This window comes from Corynebacterium sp. KPL2734 (genome assembly GCF_040225595.1).
GTDB lineage: Bacteria > Actinomycetota > Actinomycetes > Mycobacteriales > Mycobacteriaceae > Corynebacterium > Corynebacterium rhinophilum.
Genome location: NZ_JBEHFO010000008.1, coordinates 13487 through 32072, shown reverse-complemented (window position 1 = coordinate 32072; position 18586 = coordinate 13487). Strand labels below are relative to the sequence as shown.

Below are 18586 nucleotides of genomic sequence, written 5' to 3'. Positions count from 1 at the left end.
TTTTAATCTCCTACAAGGTCATCTATTGCTGCCGTAATAGTATCCGCATCGGCGGTGGCGATCCAGCGCCCGCCCCACCCGGACTCGACTAGGCGCCGGTAGGCGGCGGCGGTACGCTCCTGCAATCCCCCATCGCGTTCATAGTGGTCGCGCTCGCGGGTGGAATCGCTGGCGGCTCGGGACTGCGCTCTTGCCGATGCCACCTCCACCGCCGTATCCACATACACCTGCAGGTCTGCTTGTGGCAGGCCCAAGGTGCCAAATTCTAGGTCATAGACCCATTGGAAGAGGCTATCGTCGCGCAACCGGGCCGCGGAATAGGCAGCGTTGGAGGCTACGTAGCGGTCTAAAATCACTACCTCGCGCGTTTGCTTCGCCGCCAGCAATTCCTCTTTTACCCCAAAGCGGTCGAGGGCGAAAAGCGTGGCCATGGCATAGGCCGAATCCGTAAGGTCGCCCATCTTTCCGTAGAGCGCCTCGCGCGCAAGTTGCGCGTGGATGGAGGTCTCATAACGCGGAAAGGAAACGGTTTTTACTGGGACTTGGAGGGCGTCCCGCACTGCGGTCGCAAGTGTATTTTTTCCGGCGCCGTCAATGCCTTCAATGCTTATAAGCATGGTGAGATATGCAGAATCCTTTCTGCTCCTAGGCGGCGCCAGCGGCACCGAGGGAGGTGGTTTTTAAGAAAGTGCCTCGATAAACGGTTCCACGTCGTAGTCTCCTTCGACGGTATCCAGGATCTCAAGGGCATTTTCGGTCAGGGTATCGTCAACGGTTCCCACCAAGTCCCTAATATAGGGGTAGTCTTCAACGGTTTCGCTGGCGCTGAACGGCGCGCCTGCCCAAATGGCGGCGATCGTGGCCGCAGCGTGGGCGTTGAGCTGTTCTTCCTCGGTTAAATCGTTCTTGCTGCGAGCCACCTCGCAGGCATCCTGTACTGCGCGGATTACCCCTTCTTCATCGAGGTTTGCCAATTCATCTAGAAAATCCACGTTGAGATCGGTGCTAAAAATCTCTTCGTCCCAGCTGCTCATTTCTCACTCCTTCGACGGGTTTAGCGCCATTTATACACGCTTTTGCGGCGCAGAAAAATCGGGCATGAAAAGGATTGCATAGAAAATCCACTTTCCCATTTGAGCTTTGTTCACATCTCACGGATTCTAAAGGCTGTCGCGAAAATTCCAATGCATGATACTCTCGTTATCAACTTGTTACCCACCCTATGTAACTAAGAAAGGAGAGCACGATGAAGCCAGATTCACGTCGCGTGTACGTGTTCATCGTGCTCGGCCTTATCGCCGCCGTCGTCGTGGGAGTGGGCGTGTGGCGCATGAGCACGCCGAGCGCCCGTTATTCCAACGCCGCGAATGAGTCTCCTACCTCTAGCGTGGCACCAAAAAATACTTCCGCTGAAGAATCGACGACATCGTCGACGCATAAGAAGCCTTCGCCGGAAAACTCCACCTCCGCAGAGTCTAATTCAGGCGCTGGTGAATCGGACCATCAGCGCCCGCAATCGACGGACCCATACTTGGCGCCCAATGCCGTCACGCATCCCCACGCGGCCACCCGCCCTACCAAGGTGTACCGCCCCGGAAATGTCTACTCTCCAGACGCTTCCGCTAATAACGCCCCGTCCGCCCAGGGCGGCCAGGCTCCGCAGAATGGTAACGGTGCCGGCACCATGCAGGCAGCGCCGGATAATCCCAGCAAGCCGGATAACTTAGCACCGTCTTCTCCGGCACCAAGCTCACCAGCTCCATCTTCTGCCCCAGGCGAGGGGAAGCCTGGTCCGGGAGACCGGGGCAGCGAGTCCCCTAAGCCGGAGGAGCCCGCCGGATCCGATAACCCGGAGTCGCCATCAACGCAGACCCCACAAAAGTCATATACCAACGGGAGCGCGCAGCGCACCCCGTCTGCTCGTAATGCCACCACAGAGGATCACGGTGCGGGAACGAGCGCGCCTTCTAGCGCACCGCAGGCGAAAAATAAATCCCACGCCGAGCCGGAAGCAACCGGGAAGCCTGCCACTACGCAACAGACGGGACACCAAGAGCCCACGGATCTCCCGGCAACGGGAAGCTCTGCCGCGGGATCTTCCGCTGCGCGCTAAGTCCTCTATGCGGCTAGCGCAACTGGTACCAGGGAGTTAGCCTCGGCCCAAATGCGGCCAACACCTAAAAGTGCCCCCTTGCTGGGATTTTCTAGCAAGGGGGCACAGTTATAAGACCTATTAGACTCGGGCGACGAATAATTGCGCCGTGCGGTCCTCAGGACTTGACTCATGTACAGCGTGAGCTTGGGCGGTAACCACACCATCGGAGGCCGGCAGCCATGCGGCTTGGCCCGGAGAAAGGATCAATTCCTCGCCCGCGGCATTGCGAAGGTTGAGGGAACCAGCGGTGCACAAGGCGATGGTGGGGCCGTCATAATCGAGGTCGACAGAAGAATCGGGCCCGAACTCGGCGCGATCAAGCAGAAATTCATCGATGGGCACCGGATAGGACCAAGCCTCGGAACCATGGACGTTATCCTGGTTCCGCTTATCTTTTTGCTGTACCCGCGGCTCATTGGCGGCCGCATAGGTCAGGACCTTCACCAACTCCGGCACATCCACGAATTTCGGGGTCAATCCGCCGCGCAAGACGTTATCGGAATTGGCCATTATTTCTACGCCAAGTCCGGAGACATACGCATGGAGCTGCCCGGCGTCGAGGTAGACGGCCTCACCTGGGGCAAGCTCGATGTGGTTGAGCAAGAGCGCGCCAAGCACGCCAATATCGCCAGGATAGCGGTCATTCAGGTCCACCACCGTAGCCATGACCCGCGCTTTCCAATCCTTCGGGTCGGCGGAAATCAGGCGCTCGCCGGCGGCAATGATGGCCTTAATAAGCTCCTTGCGCTTGGCCGAAGGGATGGTAATCCACGTGGTGAAAAGCACCCGGAGGTTGGCGGATTCGGAGGATTCCGCGGGGTCATCGTCAAGCATGGCAAGATAACGCTCAAGCTCTGGGCACTCCAAGGCGGCAAAGAGCTCGCGGGTTTGTGCCAGGGGACGGAAACCGGCCATGGCGTAGAAATCCGAGAGCGCCACGATAAGTTCCGGCTTGTGGTTATCGTCCTTGTAATTGCGATTTGCGGCCTGCAGGGCAATACCCGCCTCGTTTTCGCGGGAGAAACCCTCTTCGGCCTGCTCCTTGGAGGGGTGGGCCTGCAAAGATAGCGGGTCTTCGGCGGCGAGAATCTTCAACAAAAACGGCAGTTTTTCGCCGTATTCTTTGTAGACTCGCGTACCCAACTGGCCTTCTGGATCCTCCGCAATCACCTCGTTGAGAAGCTGGCCTTCCACCGTGGAAGGATCGCCGGGGTGGGCGCCAAACCAGAGTTCTGCTACCGGCTTTCCTGCGGCTTCTTCGCCCCGCAGCTCAGGGATGAGGGTGCGCGAGCCCCACGAATAGTTGCGGATTGCGCCTTCCAGTAATTGCATTTATTTCTATCCTTTAGAAATCTCGTAGGCGGTCGCGGCAAAACTCCGCGTAATAAGCTGCAGCGAGCGGGCAAGGTGCCCAAGGCCCGGTTCCGGGTCGGTGCTGCGGACTGCAAGCGAGTTGGGCAGGTTCGCCTCTTCCTGCCCCCAGAAAATCACTTTTAAGGGTATCAAAGGTGCATCCGCGCCGGCACCGTCGATGAAGGGATCGTAGAAAAGGTCATCGGCAGGCGTGGACGCCGTGCTGGATTCGGTACCCCGATCGAGTGCGCCACTTAGGTCAGCGGGCTCGACGAAGGTCCCGGGCAGCCCGTGCACGGCCCAGATAGTCGCGGCCATGCGGGCGACCAGGGTATCGATGTGCACGCGCTCGCGACGCTCGGCATATGCATAGGGATCGATAACGCAAGAATGGATAATCCGCGCGCCCTCTGCGTATTCGCGCAGCTGCCGTCCCGGATTGATGGCATCATCGCGCTCTGGAGAAAGCTGCTCGATCTCGCGGTCCACGGCGGCGGCTAGATCCTCTAGTTCCTCGCGCACCGCATGCGGGGAGGTATGCACGATGCTGCACAGCGCGTATAGGGCCGTGATAAATCGCGACGGCGAGCAGCCCTCCGCGGTGGGAAGCGACGGGGCAATGAGGGTGTCTTCCGGGCAATCCTCTACCAAGGGGCCGCTTGCCGGGCCCACCAGAATGGTGGTGGCGCCACGCTGGCTCGCCGCGATGAGCGCGCGGGAGGCCCAATCGCATTCTGCGGGCTCGCCTACCGCTACGACGATATCGAGCGCGCCCACGTACTGCGGCAGCGATTCCGTCACCACCAAGGGAATGCGCAGTGGTTCGGCCAAGCCGACTCCGAGGTGCGCTGCCTCGCGGGCGATGGCGTCGGTGGGCAATATGACCAGGGAGCGCGGGTTGAGCCCGTTTAAGATTTCACCCCAGCGCTCCACTTGTCCGGCGAGCAGACGAATCTGCGCGCCCTCGTGGGCGACATCAAAAAATCGCACCGTTTCGGTGTCATAGGCGGAACCATCAGTGAAACCGTTATCCATATCGCTCTAGCATAGTCTGGCTCCCACTAAGATGGTGCGGCATGACGTCAGTACAGATTCATCCCGTATCCCTTATCGGTGGCGGCCCCGGCGCCTGGGACCTGATTACGGTTCGCGGCATGCGCGCCTTACAGGAGGCCGAGGTCATCTTGACCGATCACCTAGGCCCTGCCCCGCAGTTGGATAAGCTCTGCGATATTTCCGCAAAGGAGCTTATCGATGTCTCCAAGCTGCCCTACAAAAAGTCGATCACCCAGGACAAGATCAACGAGCTGCTCATCGAGCACGCCCAAGCCGGGCGGAAGGTGGCGCGGCTCAAAGGCGGCGATCCTTTCGTGTTCGGCCGCGGCTTTGAAGAGGTACAGGCCCTAACCCAGGCATCAATCCCCACTACCGTCATCCCAGGGGTGACCTCCGCCATTTCCGTGCCCGCAGGCATTGGCATCCCCGTCACCCAGCGCGGCATGGTTCACGGCTTTACCGTCGTATCGGGCCACCTGCCTCCCGGGCACGAGAAGTCCCTCGTGGATTGGCACGCCCTGGCCCAGTCCGGCGCGACCTTATCCATCATCATGGGCGTGAAAAATGCCCCGGCGATTGCAAGGGCATTGCAAGACGGTGGGCTCGCTGGCTCGACACCGTGCGCGATTATCCAGGAGGGCACCCTGAACACGCAGCGGGAATTTCGCTGTGAACTAGCACACCTTGCGCAGACGATGGAGGAGAATAATGTTTCCTCCCCCGCCGTCTATGTCATTGGCGAGGTTGCCGGCCTCGACTCAGCCGGGGATTAGGCCTTATCTGCCTGCGGTGCGGAGTCCTCCACGATGCTCACGTCCTTGGAGGCACCGGCCGCGTTGTGCGCAAAGCCTGCGGCATGAAATTCCGCATGTGCCTTGGTCTCGGCGTTTTCGGCTTCCAGTTCCCTTACGCGAGCAGCCCGGGTAGCCCGCGCGCCGTGTATGGTGGCGGAAATGCCCACGACGAGGATGATGACCATGAGCAGCGGGGAGACGAAGCCCGGCGCCGTCAGCCCGAAGTAGGTTTCTAGCCCGCCTAAGACCTTGCCGATATTCAGCGCCACGATAGCCGTACCCACGAGACCACCGAGGACGACCGGCTCAATCCGGGAAATCACCCATGCCGCAATCGGCGCGGCAATGGAACCGCCGATGAGCAGGGCCAACACGGCGGAGAGGTTGGCGACGATATCCTGCCACAATCCAACGACGAAGCCGAGGGTGGCCCCCAGTGTGACTAGGAATTCGGCGGTATTTACCGTGCCGACGATGCGGCGAGGCTGCTCACGGCCAATTGCCATAAGCGTCGAGGTAGACACCGGACCCCAGCCGCCACCACCGGTGGAGTCGACGAATCCGCCGACGGAACCAAGGCCAATCAAAAATGGGGTGGAATGGCTGCGTTTTTGCACAAACTTCGCCCGGCGCGGGCGGGAAAAGCGCCAGATGAGGTTGCTGCCGATGGCCACCAAGATGAGCGCGGTAATAGGAGCGGCCGCATCGGTGGAGATATTGGAGAGCACAGTGGCGCCGATAAACGCCGCGATAGAACCCGGAACGCCCAGCCGGAAGACGGTTTTCCAATCCACATTGCCAAAGCGGGCGTGGCTGAGACCAGACATTGCAGTCGTCCCAAGTTCCGCGGTGTGGACTACGGCGGAGGCTTGGGCGGGTCCCAGGCCTGCTAGGAGGAGGATGGTGGTTGAGGTGACGCCGAAGCCCATGCCGATGCCGCCATCAACAAGCTGGGCGGCCGCACCGGCCACGGCGATTAAAATAAGGGTTAGCATGGAACACCGACCTCCTGGGCGATGTGATAGTGAGCAGCAACGATGCCAGCTAGGTCGGTACCCAGAACGGGATCGACGGTGACATTGCTGGGGGTAGATGACAGTGGTTTAAGAAGCAGTCCTGCGGTAACAAACAGCGGGATAACCCGCATTCGCGCAGTGCTTCTTGCCAATGCATGAATGTCATTGCTGCCACCGCGGGTGGCAAACGCGGCCGTAGCCGGAACGCCGGTGATTCGGGATACCTGAGCCGCAAGCCGGCGGACGGAGTCATTGGCCGCAGCAGCAGAGGAACCAACGGAGTAGATGACGTGGTGGGTATCCCCAGACCTGGCGCGTGCCGCGAGCACCGCCGCCAATTCGGCTTCAGCGGCTTCCCGCCTGCCCACATCTCGTACGGCACGCCCTCCGCCCAAGCACTCACCTTGCACCAAGCGCAGGCCTGAAGCCTGTTCGGCCGCAGCGATAACGCGGGGAACGTCAACGCGCTGGTGGTAACCCTGCGTAAAGAGCAATGGAATGACTACGGCCGTATACTCCCCGCAACGAGCGAGATCGACCGCAGCGGCGGTGAGATCGGGAGTATTGAACTCCAGGTGCGCCGCACGATAAGCAGGTCGGTCTGGAATCGCGGCGGCAGCGGCCTGGGTGAGCTGTTCAACGCCGGCGGCGGCGCCCGGGTGGCGCGAGCCGTGGGACAAGGTAATGAGTGCGGTCATGGTGCATCCTTAATCCACTGGAGCCGTGGAGTGTCCGCGGCGGGCTAGGGAGCGCTGCAGGGCCTCGGTGGAAGAGACTGCTGGGGCCGGTGCTACGGGGGCATCGTCTTGTCCGTGGAAGCGGACCGAAAATACGCGCAGGCATTCCTGGCAATTCCAGGCAAAGTCGTCTTCTTCATCCGGGAAGAGATCGGTGCCGGCGCAGTAGGGGCAAAAGGTGGGGTGATTGCGATTGGGGTTAGGCTTACGGCGAAAATTCACTGCAGATCTTCCTCCTCGGCGCGCAGTACCCAGTGGCGGAACTGCTCGCCTTCTTCGCGTTGTTCCTTATACTTATTGACCAGCCGTATGACGTAGTCTGGGACCTCATCGGCCACGACCTTGTGTCCGCGGAGCTTGCGGCCCCAGTCAGGGGAAAGGCCTAAGGCGCCACCCAAGTGGACTTGGAAGCCCTCGACGCGGTTGCCATCGGCATCGGTGACGATCTGGCCCTTGAGCCCGATATCGGATACCTGGGAGCGCGCGCAGGCATTGGGGCAGCCGTTTAATGCGATGGAAATGGGCACATCCAAATCCCCCAGGGTGTCTTCGAGGATGTCCACCAATTCGATGGCACGGGCCTTCGTGGTCACGTGCGCCAACTTGCAAAATTCCAGACCAGTGCAGGAAATGACGCCGCGGCGAAACTCCGTGGGCTGGGAATACAGGCCCGTTTCATCCAGCGCGCGCGAGAGCGCCGGAATATCGTCTTCCTCCACATCGAGGAAGAGCAATTCCTTCATCGGGGTGGTACGGATGCGCGAGATGCCGAACTTTTCTGCCACATCAGCAATGGCAATGAGCTGTTCGCCCGTTGCATGGCCCACGGTAGGTTTCACGCCGACGTAGAATTTGCCGTCCTTTTGCTTGTGCACTCCCAAGTGATCGCGGCTGCCGGGATTGACCTCGAGCGGGATGCCATCGGCCAGCGGCTTGTCCAAGTACTCCTCCTCGAGCACTTGGCGGAACTTTTCGATGCCCCATTTAGCCACCAAGAACTTCAGGCGCGCGCGATTGCGGTTGCGGCGGAAGCCATAGTCGCGGAAGATGCTGACCACGCCGGCCCATACTTCCGGCACGCGCTCGAGTGGCACCCACGCGCCTAATGACTGCGAGAGCATGGGGTTGGTGGACAGTCCCCCGCCCACGAAGCAATCGAAGCCGGGCCCATATTCGGGGTGGTTGACGCCTACGAAGGCAACGTCTTGAATTTCGTGCGTAACGTCCTGGCGCGCATTGCCGGAAATAGCGGTTTTGAATTTGCGGGGAAGGTTATGGAACTCCTCGCGCGGTAAGTAATTATTCTTGATTTCCTCGATAGCTGGGGTGGCATCGATAATCTCATCTTCAGCCACTCCCGCGACCGGCGAGCCCAAAATGACGCGGGGCACATCGCCGCACCCCATCAAGGTGCCCAGGCCCACGGATTCGAGTTTGTCCCAGATGGTGGGCACGTCTTCGATCTGAATCCAGTGCAGCTGGATATTCTGCCGGTCTGTAAAGTCCGCGGTAGAGCGAGCATAATCGCGCGAGATTTCTCCCACCGCGCGCAGCTTGGCCGGATCAGCGCGGCCGCCATCGAAGCGCACGCGCATCATGAAGTATTCATCTTGCAATTCTGCATTAGACAGCTTGGCGGTCATCTCCCCGCCCAAGTTCTGATTGCGCTGCGTATACAGCCCCAACCATTTAAAGCGCGGCGCTAAATCCTCCGGTGGGATGGAGGAAAATCCCTGCCTAGAGTAGATGTCTATTACGCGCTGCTTGGCTGAGAGACCACCATCGTCCTGCTTGATGGCCTCATCGTTATTCAACGGTTCCTTACCGTCAATTTTCCACTGGCCCTCGGGCTTATTGGCGCGTGGCTTGCGTTTGGTCGTCGTTGCGGTAGCCATAATGTGGTGTAGACCTCCCTTTCAAAGCGTTGAAGGAAAACCTACCCGTCTACAGATTACAGACAAAGCGGTCTGTTTTATTTTCACTCTCGCCAGCGCTGTGACCAGCGTATTAAAGGTATTTAATAAAGAATCTAATTATCCCACTTGTGCGCAAACAGACCATACGGTTCACTCTGTTAAGAGAAATCCCGTACTCACCTGCTGCAAATAGACCAACCAGTCTATTTGCGCATATCTGTTGAGGACTCCATTTCCTCCTCGCATCGCCGCGGGAGAATACGCATACAAGAAAGGCAGATTTACCGTGTCAGACAAACCCTTAAACGTAGCCGTCATTGGTGCCGGCCCCGCCGGCATTTACGCCTCCGACATTCTGGTGAAAAAGACCGGCGGAAACGTGCGCATCGATCTCATTGAGCAAATGCCCGCCCCCTTTGGTCTCATCCGCTACGGCGTGGCCCCTGACCACCCACGCATTAAAGGCATCATTAAATCTTTGCACCGCGTCTTAGATACGGAGCAAATTCGCCTGCTTACCAACGTGCACATCGGACGCGATATCACGGTTGATGAGCTCCAGCAGCACTACGATGCCGTCATCTTCGCCACTGGCGCCGTAGGCGATCGCCACCGCGATATCCCTGGTGCACAACTGCAGGGAGTGCACGGCGCCGGTGAGTTCGTGGGCTTTTATGACGGAAATCCGCGCTTTGAGCGCGAGTGGGATCTCTCCGCCAGCGAGGTCGCCGTCATCGGCGTGGGCAATGTGGGACTGGATGTCTCACGCATCTTGGCCAAGACGGGCGATGAACTCAAGGTGACCGAAATCGCCGATAATGTCTACGATTCGCTGGCACAAAATAAGGCAGAAACCGTACGCGTCTTCGGGCGCCGCGGGCCCGCCCAAGCCAAGTTCACCCCGCAAGAGCTCAAAGAGCTCGACCATTCGGAGAACATCAATGTGGTCGTCTCCCCGGAAGATATTGATTACGACGAGGCCTCGCTAGAGGCTCGCGCTTCCAGCAAGTCTACGGATTTGGTGTGCCAGGTTCTTGAGCAATATGCCATTCGCGATCCCAAACAGGCCCCGCATACGCTGCAGATCCACCTCTTCGAGCAGCCGGTGGAGATCCTCGGTGAGAACGGCCGAGTCAGCGGGATTAAAACGGAGCGCACAGAGCTGACCGGCGATGGCAGCGTGCGCGGGACGGGTAAATTCACCACGTGGCCAGTGCAAGCGGTCTACTTTGCCACGGGCTATCGCTCAGACGCCGTGGATGGCGTGCCATTTAATAGCGAGAAAAACGTTATCAACAATGACGGCGGCCACGTCATCGACGAAGAGGGCGCCATCGTGCCCGGCCTCTACACCACCGGCTGGGTAAAACGCGGGCCCGTGGGCCTGATTGGCAATACCAAGTCCGATGCCAGTGAAACCATTGGCATGCTGCTTGATGATGCCGCCGCGGGCACCCTACCGTCCCCCACCGCCGGCGATATCACCGAGGCCTTCGCAGATAAGGGCATCGACTACCTCACGTGGCAGGATTGGCAGCGCCTCGATGCCGCTGAGCGCGCTTTGGGCGAGCGCGAAGGCCGCGAGCGAAAGAAGTACGTGGAGTGGGAAGACATGGTCGCCCACTCCCGCGCGCAGTAATTCAGTAATTAGCGCCTGATGATGGCGAGGACCTCGTCTACGATCTGCTGCACCTCTTCGGAGGTCTTCGCCTCAACATTGAGTCGCAGCAGCGGCTCGGTATTGGAAGCGCGCACATTAAACCAAGCATCCGTGCCCTTAAGCTCGACCGTAACGCCATCTAGCTCATCGACGGATTCAATCTTATCCGCCAGCTCATCGAGTACCGCCTGGGTGGCGGCCTGTTGATCCGCCACGGTGGAGTTGATCTCCCCGGAGGCCTCATAGCGGGAGTACTCCGCCATGAGCTCACTAAGCGGCTTATCCGTCTGCCCCAGCGCGGCCAGAACGTGCATGGCGGCCAGCATGCCGGAATCGGCATTCCAGAATTCCTGGAAGTAGTAGTGCGCGGAGTGCTCGCCGCCAAAGGCCGCCTTGTGCTCGGCCATTTGAGCCTTGATGAAGGAGTGACCCACGCGCGTGCGCACTGCGGTACCGCCCTTTTCCGCGATGAGCTCCGGCACCGTCTTGGAGGTAATTAGGTTGTGGATGATGGTCGCGCCCGGGAATTTATCCAAGTAGCGGCTAGCCACCAGCGCGCAGATGGCAGACGGCGATACCGGCTGGCCTTTCTCATCCACCACGAAGCAACGGTCTGCGTCGCCGTCAAAGGCAAGGCCGATATCGGCTTTTTGCTCTACGGTGAATTTCTGCAGATCCTCTAAGTTCTTGGGATCCAGTGGGTTCGCCTCATGGTTGGGGAAGGTACCGTCGAGCTCGAAGTAGAGGTCGCGGACATCAAAGGGAAGGCCATCGAAGACGGCCGGGACGGTGTGTCCGCCCATGCCATTGGCGGCATCGACGGCCACGACCAGCGGCTTGGACTCTTCCAGCGGCACGAGGTGGCGCAAGAAGTCCGCGTATCCGGTCAGGATTTCTTGCTCGGCGATAGCACCATTGGGGCCGTCGTAGTTTGGGGTGCCATCGATAAGCATCTGCTTAATCTCTTCCAGCCCAGTCTGTTGTCCAACGGGGACGGCACCGGCGCGGCAGAGCTTGATGCCGTTGTACTTCGCCGGGTTGTGGGAGGCGGTAAACATCGCGCCCGCGCACTCCATAGAACCCGCGGCATAGTAGAGCTCATCGGTGGAGGTAAGCCCCAGAAGCGTCACGTGGAGGCCTTGGCTCACCACGCCTTCAGCAAAGGCTTGCGCCAGCGCGGGAGAAGACGGGCGCATATCGTGGCCTACGGCCACGGTGTTTTCGCCTTCTTCGCGCAGGATTGCGGCAAAGGCGGCACCAGTATCGCGCACGAAGTCTTCATCGATATCTTCGCCCACCACGCCACGGACGTCATAGGCCTTAATCACTGCATCAAGATGCTCACGAGTTCGCATACCTCGCAATATTACTCCCCGCCTGCGGGCAACTAGGGCAGTGCTCCATCCGTGTCTGCAGCTAGCTAGCGCAAACTTTCACGGGCGCTGTGCCCAGCGCCCGTGGTTTAGTCAGACTCAGAGTCCGTGTCCTGCCTCTCGGCAGAATTATCTTCGCTGTGCGCATCGGGAACTACGGACAGGTGAGCGCGGCGGGCCTTTTTGGCATAGGCCACGCGGCGAGTGCGAAATACCGGGTGATTAGAATTGGCAGGATCAGCGCCATCGAAGGTGGCGGTGTAATCGATGGGATCTGCCCCGGAGCCGGCGCTGCGGTCATCGACAAGCCCCGTGGTTACCCTGCCGTCTTCCTTGACCGCCTGCGCCAGGGCCATAAGGTCATCATCCTCGTCCAGCTCAATGCGGTCTACGCGCACCAGTTCCCACCCCACCGGCGCAGAGATGCGGTCGCGGTGGGTGCTGCACAGATCCCAGCTATGCGGGTTATCCTCTTCTGCCAGCGGACCAACCACTGCGGTTTGATCCGCATATGCATAGGTCAACGTCGCCACGGCGGGTCGGCCGCAGCCTGGGCGGGAGCAATGGCGAGATTCAGTCACGGACAATAGTCTAAACCCTTGGTTGAGATTTAGATAGTACTTCCCCGGCGTGGCTGCACTTATTGCGCCGTCACCGAGCTTTAGAATCAACGCCATGACCGCCGCTCGCCCCCGCCCGCATATTCGTCCCGCCCGCGATTGTCACGGGCGCGGCCTGCACGGGCCCTTGCTACCGCAGCAAACCCCGCGCTACCGCAGCGCCCGCGAGCTCTTCGATGCCGCCGTCCTCGAGGCCTACGCACCCATTCAGCACGCCTTCGCCCCGCAATTGCGCGGGCTCGACCTTGCGGTAGATACCATCCCGCGCATGCGACTTTCGGCGGATATGACGGTGCTGCCAGATGAGATCATTGCTGATGGCCCAGTGCCGCTCGGCCGCATCGTGCCCGCCGGTGTCGACTCTGCTGGCACCCCCACTCGCGCCCGGCTCGTTATCTTCCGCATGCCCATTGAGCAGCGTGCCGTCACCTCCGCCGAGCGCGCGGAACTCCTCGGCACGGTCATTACCGCCCTGGTGGCCAATTACTTAAACCTCGCCCCAGAGGAGGTAGACCCGCGCTATAGCTGGTAGGGAGGTTTTCGCACCACAAAGAAAACTCTAGCCCTTGACCGCACCACTCAGGGGGCGCAGCCAAGGGCTAGAGCACACAACTTAATTAACCAATCTCGCGCTTAAGGCGGCGGCGTTCGCGGTCCGAAAGCCCGCCCCAAATTCCGAAGCGTTCATCGTGCTCCAGCGCGTATTCCAAGCATTCATCGCGCACCGCGCAGGCTTGGCAGATACGCTTTGCCTCACGGGTGGAACCTCCCTTTTCAGGGAAGAATGCCTCTGGATCCGTCTGCGCACACAACGCTTGATCCTGCCACTCCTGCTCGACGGCACCGAAGAGTTCATCGAGCGATACCTCTGCAGCAGCACCGCCACGGAGAATGGCGTTGTTATTAGCCATTTTGTCCACGCCTTTTCCTTTCTCCGAGGTTGGGTAATCCTAATCAGTGCAACCGACTGTACACGAGGCTGAAGTGCGGCTGAATCGCCGTCAATCCGCGAACCAATCCGTGAAAACAAGTGCGTCGGTCGCCGTTTCTTGCACTGATGTAATTTCACACCGGATCACTAAATATCGTCAACCTGAATTAGTGCCTTTTTCGCGCTTTATCGGAAAAACGCTGCACACGATCCCCATCCGTCACATTAGTAACACCCGGTGCCATCCGGGGGTGTAGGTAGGGGGTACTAGATATAGTGGTACCCGGTTTTTCTGTCAACAATTTTCAGGAACTTTCGGCGTGTCTCCCAAATCTCGACCGGGCAGGGATCACAAAGCCCTCCACACCGCGCGGCGTTACCGAGCTGCAGGCGGTGCGGAGGGAAGGCGGCGGGCGCTTTAGGCGTCGGAGCTAAAGCGAATGCCGGCATCCGGGATGGTCACGCCGGGAAAGACTCGCATGCCGTCCACAAGCTCACAGCGGGCACCCACGTGGGCGCCTTCGCCGATGACGCAGTTTTCGATGACCGCATTGGCACCGATGTGGGCGCCAGAGGCAATGATGGAGTTGTGGATGATGGCGCCCGGTTCGATGCGCACGCCATCAAAGACCACCGTTCCCTCCAGGCGGGAGCCCGCACCCACCTCGGATCCGCGGCCCACCGCGGTGCCAGATAGCAGCAGCACGCCGCCGGCAATGCCCGCAGAAGATTCCACGAGGGACTCGCCGGTGCGACCTTCCAACAGCGGCGATGGGGCGATGCCGCGCACCAAGTCGGAGGAGCCGCGGGTGAAGTCATCTGGGCGGCCCATATCGCGCCAGTAGGAGTTATCGACGTGGCCGACGACCAAGCGGCCATCGGCAAGCAAGCCTGGGAAGGTCTCGCGCTCTACCGAGACCACGCGGTCTGCAGGGATGGACTCGATGACGGAGCGGTCAAAGACGTAGCAACCGGCATTGATCTGGTTGGTTGGTGGATCCTCGGTCTTTTCCAAAAAGGCCGTGACCCGGCCCTCAGAATCCGTGGGCACGCAGCCAAAGGCGCGCGGATCCGCCACGTTGAGCAGGTGCATGGTGACATCGGCACCCTTGTTGTGGTGCGTGGTCAAGATGCCCTCTAGATCCATGCCGGAAAGAACATCGCCGTTGAAGACCATGACGGTGTCATTGCGCAGCTTGTCATAGACGTTGCGGATACCGCCGCCGGTGCCCAGCGCGGTTTCTTCTACCACGTATTCGATGTCCAGGCCGAGCTCGGAGCCATCGCCAAAGTATTCCTCAAAAACCTCTGCCTTATACGAGGTAGACATCACCACGTGCTCAATGCCCGCGGCCTTGATGCGGGCGAGCAGGTGCTGCAGGAACGGGTAATTTGCCGTCGGCAGCATGGGCTTGGGCGTACCAATGGTCAGTGGGCGCAGGCGGGTACCGCGCCCGCCCACCAAAATCACCGCATCGGTGGTGGCACCATGAGTGGTGGCTGCTTCAGTCATAGTCATCCTTTGTATGCAGACAATCTTATTCTGAGGTTTTTCGAAGGTCAGTGTATGCGGCCGCGGCCAGAAACCAGGTCAACGGCACGCGCTTCAGGCCTCTGAATCTTTGGCCGTGCTGGCGCGAGCGGCCGTTACCGCGCCCCGCGCCTGCAATCCCAGCCACAGCGCGGCGCGCAGCGGGGCCTGCCACCACGCCGGGTGACGGTCCGCTTGGAAGCGATACGCGGAGCTATGGTGCGCCCGCAGCATCGCCCCGGCGTGCGCCTGGGTGGAATGCCCCTTAGCGTGGCTGATGACGGCTTCCGGGCAGAAAATATTTTGATATCCGGCGCTGGCGAAGCGATCGCCCAAGTCCACATCCTCCAAGTACATGAAGTAGCGCTCATCAAAGCCACCAATGGCATCGAAGGCGTCCCAGCGCACCAAGAGGCAGGACCCAGACAGCCAGCCTGCGGGGCGCTGGACGGACATATCGGCATCATTGCGGTACGTGCGCGTCCAAGGATTAGAGGGCCATAGGTTAGAAAACAGCGCGTGGCCAATCCCGGTGGATATATTCGGCACCGACCGGGCAGACGGATAGTTGCTGCCATCTGGTTCCACGATGCGCGGGCCTACCGCCGCGGCATCCGGCCAGCGGCGTGCGCACGCGATCATCTGGTCAATGGCGCCTTCACTAAAGGTGACATCCGGGTTAGAGATAAGGAAGAACTCATCGTCTACGCGCCGGTTCTCGCGCACCCACCGCGCACCGGCGTTCATGCCGGCGCCGTAGCCGATATTGCCGCCGGTATCGAGGAAGTGCACGTCCTCTTCTTCCGCAGCGGCGGCTTCGGGGATACCGTCGGTCGAACCATTATCCGCCAACACCACCTGGGTACCGTTAGCACCGGCGTCCGGCAGGGAGTCTAAAAAGCGCGCCAAGTACTCACCGGGGTTATAGGTCACGGTGATAACGGCGAGCGGAGCTGTAGTTTCAGTAGTCACAATGGGCCCCAAGCTTAGTCATGCCAGGGGCCACGTCAGGAGACAGACACTGTTTCAAACACGCGAAACTGGTCACGGATCCCTAATTTCGGCGAGATCTCCCCTAAACTATCTCCAGATCCCCGGAAAGTAGAAAGCCTTCACTTGTGACTTCTGAGAACACTCGCCGGGCGCGCAATATCCAACCCGCGCCCTCTGCCGCTAGCGCGGTTAAGCAAAAGGGTTCCACGGCCACCAAAACCATCGTGGCCGTCATTTCTGCCCTCATCCTAGCTGTCTCCGGCGTGGGCTATGCCACGGTGGGGCGCCTGGATACGGGCATGTCCTCCGCCTCGGACCTATCTTTAGGCGAGGATGGTTTATCCGATCCTTCCTTGGACGGCGCCGCCGATATCTTGCTCGTGGGCAAGGACTCGCGTACCGATGCCCAGGGCAATCCGCTCTCCGAAAAGGAGCTGGCGGATCTCCACGCCGGCGTTGCCGAGGGCGAGGAAAATACCGACACCATCATGCTCGTGCGCATTCCAGAAGACGGCTCGCGCGCTACCGCGGTCTCCATTCCGCGCGATACCTATGTCAACGATCCGGACTACGGCAATATGAAGATCAATGCCGTCTACGCCTCGCACAAAAACGACAAGGTGCAACAGCTCCAGCAGGAAAACGCCCAGGCGGAGGCGCAGGGTGAGAAGAAACCGTATTCGGATAAGGACATCGAAAAGCACGGCGTGGAAGCCGGCCGCGAAGGCCTGCTCAAGATGGTGCACTCCCTGACCGGCGTGTCCATTGACCACTACGCCGAGGTGGGCTTGCTGGGCTTTACGCTGCTTACTGATGCCGTCGGCGGCGTCGAGGTGTGCCTCAACGAGGATGTTGAGGACGAGATGTCCGGCGCCAATTTCCATAAGGGCACCCAGACCCTCGATGGCGCGCAGGCGCTGACCTTTGTGCGCCAGCGCTATAACCTGCCGCGCGGTGACCTTGACCGCATCGTGCGCCAGCAGGCGTATATGGCCTCGCTGGTGAATAAGGTGCTCGATAATGACACGCTGACCAGCCCGTCCAAGCTATCCAAGATTGCGAAGGCTGTGGAGCGCTCCGTGGTCATCGATGATGGCTGGGACATCATGGGCTTTGTCACCCAGCTGGCCGGCCTAGCCGGCGGCAATGTCACCTTCACCACTATCCCGGTCACTTCTATCGATGGCCGCGGCGATTACGGCGAATCCATCGTCACCATCGATACCAATGAGGTCCACCGCTTCATGGAGGATCTAGCCATGTCGCACGAGGAAGCCGAAGAGGACGCGGCCAACAAGGAGGAAAACTCCGAAAACGCGCCGGAGCACGATGCCGATATCAACTCCGATAACGAGGTCCACGTCCTCAATGCCGGCAATATCGATGGATTGGCCGCTGGCATTGGCACCTGGCTGGAAAACACCGGCTATACCGTTGAGCGCTCCGCCAACGCCCAGCCCGGTATCTACTCCGAGTCCCAGGTCGTGGCCGCAGACCCGGAGAGCGAAGATGCCAAGAAGCTGGCGGAAAAGCTCGGTGGCCTTCCTGTGGTAGAAAATCCGCAGCTCGATGACAATACCTTGCTCGTCGTGGCCACCGATGATTACCAGGGCCCTTCCGATGAGGAGGCCAGCGCGGAGGAATCCGCAGCCGAAGAAGATACCGACCTAGTAGGAACACCGGGCAATGACTTCGGCGCCAACCAGGTCTCGCCTGAAATCGACGCCGGCGGCCACGGTCCGCGCTGCGTGAACTAAGCAGGCTGGCCTACGATGGGCGGGTATGGAACTACTCGCCCATCTTTTAAACGCCGATGCCGCCACCCCGCGGCTGACTGTTTATAACGAATCCACCGGCGCGCGCATGGATTTTTCCGCCCAGACGCTCGATAACTGGGTGGCCAAGATCGCCAATATGTTGGAAGAAGAGCTCGACTTAGAGCCGGATTCCACCATCGCCATCGACGTGCCCACCTCGTGGCAGGCCGCCGTCATTGCCTTAGGTGCCCTCGCCGCCGGGCCCAGCTTTGATTTCGGTAAATCGGCCGCGCTTGCCGATGTCGTCTTTACCTCCCCCTCCCGCTACCTCGCCGCCCAAGAGCGCCAGCCGCAGGCCGATATCGTGCTCATCAGCGACGACCCCTTTGGCCACGGCATCGTTGAATCCGGCGGGGATCTGCCCACCGGTACCATCGACTTCGGCCCCACCGTCCGTTTTTATGGCGATCAATACTTTGGTGAAACCCAGCCCCTGCCGGAATTGGTGGCCCCGCCCGGCTGCGCCGAGCGGCTGCTATCTACCGGGTGGAGCGATAAATCTTCCTTCACCCGCGCCGTCCTCGAGCCCTTAGCGGCCGGCGGCTCCGCCGTCATCGTCGCTGGACTCTGCCCCGCGTCCCGCCTGGATGAAATTGCAGCGAATGAGAAAGTAACCGCCCGGCTCTAGGCCAAG

General features: G+C 60.0%; 19 protein-coding genes. 6 read left to right on the top strand and 13 right to left on the bottom strand.

The genetic code is table 11. The annotated features are described in order from the left end of the window. Window positions 1–2: 2 nt before the first annotated feature. Together ABRP88_RS06820 and ABRP88_RS06815 are read right to left on the bottom strand one after the other, a co-directional pair. The gene (locus tag ABRP88_RS06820) at window positions 3–617 is read right to left on the bottom strand and encodes a dTMP kinase (protein ID WP_349836718.1); all 615 of its coding nucleotides are present in this window, start codon (window positions 615–617) and stop codon (window positions 3–5) included. A gap of 63 nt (window positions 618–680) precedes the next feature. Further along, window positions 681–1034, bottom strand: coding sequence for a DUF4259 domain-containing protein (locus ABRP88_RS06815; protein WP_239269408.1), 354 nt, complete (start codon window positions 1032–1034; stop codon window positions 681–683). Window positions 1035–1246: 212 nt separating this feature from the next. Here ABRP88_RS06815 and ABRP88_RS06810 point away from each other — a divergent pair, with 212 nt between their 5' ends. Beyond that, window positions 1247–2113: a hypothetical protein gene (locus ABRP88_RS06810; protein ID WP_349836717.1), complete on the top strand. Its 867-nt coding sequence runs from the start codon at window positions 1247–1249 to the stop codon at window positions 2111–2113. Window positions 2114–2233: 120 nt separating this feature from the next. On the opposite strand, the gene manA is transcribed toward ABRP88_RS06810, so the two are convergent. Continuing rightward, window positions 2234–3487 (bottom strand): mannose-6-phosphate isomerase, class I, encoded by a 1254-nt coding sequence (manA, locus tag ABRP88_RS06805; protein ID WP_349836716.1) that lies wholly within the window; start codon window positions 3485–3487, stop codon window positions 2234–2236. 6 nt (window positions 3488–3493) lie between these two features. After that, entirely contained in the window at window positions 3494–4543 is a 1050-nt protein-coding gene (locus ABRP88_RS06800) for an exopolyphosphatase (RefSeq protein ID WP_349836715.1), read from the bottom strand. A gap of 41 nt (window positions 4544–4584) precedes the next feature. Here ABRP88_RS06800 and cobA point away from each other — a divergent pair, with 41 nt between their 5' ends. After that, complete coding sequence (gene cobA / locus ABRP88_RS06795) at window positions 4585–5337, top strand: uroporphyrinogen-III C-methyltransferase (protein WP_349836714.1); 753 nt, start codon at window positions 4585–4587, stop codon at window positions 5335–5337. On the opposite strand, the gene ABRP88_RS06790 is transcribed toward cobA, so the two are convergent. The 4 genes from ABRP88_RS06790 to ABRP88_RS06775 are packed head-to-tail and all read right to left on the bottom strand — an operon-like array spanning window position 5334 to window position 9006. Further along, entirely contained in the window at window positions 5334–6353 is a 1020-nt protein-coding gene (locus ABRP88_RS06790; protein ID WP_349836713.1) for a sulfite exporter TauE/SafE family protein, read from the bottom strand. The two genes, cobA and ABRP88_RS06790, sit on opposite strands and share 4 nt — an antisense overlap. Then, the gene (locus ABRP88_RS06785) at window positions 6347–7072 is read right to left on the bottom strand and encodes a sirohydrochlorin chelatase (protein ID WP_349836712.1); all 726 of its coding nucleotides are present in this window, start codon (window positions 7070–7072) and stop codon (window positions 6347–6349) included. The genes ABRP88_RS06790 and ABRP88_RS06785 overlap by 7 nt, the downstream gene beginning before the upstream one ends. A gap of 9 nt (window positions 7073–7081) precedes the next feature. Beyond that, complete coding sequence (locus ABRP88_RS06780; protein WP_005277497.1) at window positions 7082–7333, bottom strand: hypothetical protein; 252 nt, start codon at window positions 7331–7333, stop codon at window positions 7082–7084. Further along, window positions 7330–9006 carry a nitrite/sulfite reductase gene (locus ABRP88_RS06775; RefSeq protein ID WP_296087734.1) on the bottom strand — a complete coding sequence of 559 codons (1677 nt, stop codon included), beginning with the start codon at window positions 9004–9006 and terminating at the stop codon, window positions 7330–7332. The genes ABRP88_RS06780 and ABRP88_RS06775 overlap by 4 nt, the downstream gene beginning before the upstream one ends. Window positions 9007–9313: 307 nt before the next feature. On the opposite strand from ABRP88_RS06775, the gene ABRP88_RS06770 reads away from it, so the two are divergent. Beyond that, on the top strand, window positions 9314–10666 hold the full coding sequence (locus tag ABRP88_RS06770) for an FAD-dependent oxidoreductase (protein WP_349836711.1): 1353 nt from the start codon (window positions 9314–9316) through the stop codon (window positions 10664–10666). An 8-nt stretch (window positions 10667–10674) separates the two neighbouring features. Here ABRP88_RS06770 and ABRP88_RS06765 read toward each other — a convergent pair whose 3' ends face one another. Beyond that, window positions 10675–12042 (bottom strand): phosphomannomutase/phosphoglucomutase, encoded by a 1368-nt coding sequence (locus tag ABRP88_RS06765; RefSeq protein WP_349836710.1) that lies wholly within the window; start codon window positions 12040–12042, stop codon window positions 10675–10677. 107 nt (window positions 12043–12149) lie between these two features. Next, window positions 12150–12641: a DUF3499 domain-containing protein gene (locus ABRP88_RS06760; RefSeq protein WP_410762405.1), complete on the bottom strand. Its 492-nt coding sequence runs from the start codon at window positions 12639–12641 to the stop codon at window positions 12150–12152. A 94-nt stretch (window positions 12642–12735) separates the two neighbouring features. Between ABRP88_RS06760 and ABRP88_RS06755 the strand changes: the two genes are divergently transcribed. Beyond that, complete coding sequence (locus ABRP88_RS06755; RefSeq protein ID WP_349836709.1) at window positions 12736–13212, top strand: metallopeptidase family protein; 477 nt, start codon at window positions 12736–12738, stop codon at window positions 13210–13212. Window positions 13213–13297: 85 nt separating this feature from the next. Here the strand turns inward: ABRP88_RS06755 and ABRP88_RS06750 are convergent, their stop codons facing one another. The 3 genes from ABRP88_RS06750 to ABRP88_RS06740 all read right to left on the bottom strand — a co-directional run bounded on the left by ABRP88_RS06750 (window position 13298) and on the right by ABRP88_RS06740 (window position 16126). Then, the gene (locus tag ABRP88_RS06750; RefSeq protein ID WP_005277485.1) at window positions 13298–13591 is read right to left on the bottom strand and encodes a WhiB family transcriptional regulator; all 294 of its coding nucleotides are present in this window, start codon (window positions 13589–13591) and stop codon (window positions 13298–13300) included. Between the two features lie 438 nt (window positions 13592–14029). Then, window positions 14030–15124 carry a mannose-1-phosphate guanylyltransferase gene (gene manB / locus ABRP88_RS06745; RefSeq protein ID WP_284609975.1) on the bottom strand — a complete coding sequence of 365 codons (1095 nt, stop codon included), beginning with the start codon at window positions 15122–15124 and terminating at the stop codon, window positions 14030–14032. 93 nt (window positions 15125–15217) lie between these two features. Then, on the bottom strand, window positions 15218–16126 hold the full coding sequence (locus ABRP88_RS06740) for a glycosyltransferase family 2 protein (protein ID WP_349836708.1): 909 nt from the start codon (window positions 16124–16126) through the stop codon (window positions 15218–15220). A gap of 134 nt (window positions 16127–16260) precedes the next feature. On the opposite strand from ABRP88_RS06740, the gene ABRP88_RS06735 reads away from it, so the two are divergent. Continuing rightward, window positions 16261–17892 carry an LCP family protein gene (locus ABRP88_RS06735; protein ID WP_296087705.1) on the top strand — a complete coding sequence of 544 codons (1632 nt, stop codon included), beginning with the start codon at window positions 16261–16263 and terminating at the stop codon, window positions 17890–17892. Window positions 17893–17917: 25 nt separating this feature from the next. Continuing rightward, on the top strand, window positions 17918–18580 hold the full coding sequence (locus ABRP88_RS06730) for a TIGR03089 family protein (RefSeq protein ID WP_349836707.1): 663 nt from the start codon (window positions 17918–17920) through the stop codon (window positions 18578–18580). The last annotated feature ends 6 nt before the right edge of the window (window positions 18581–18586 follow it).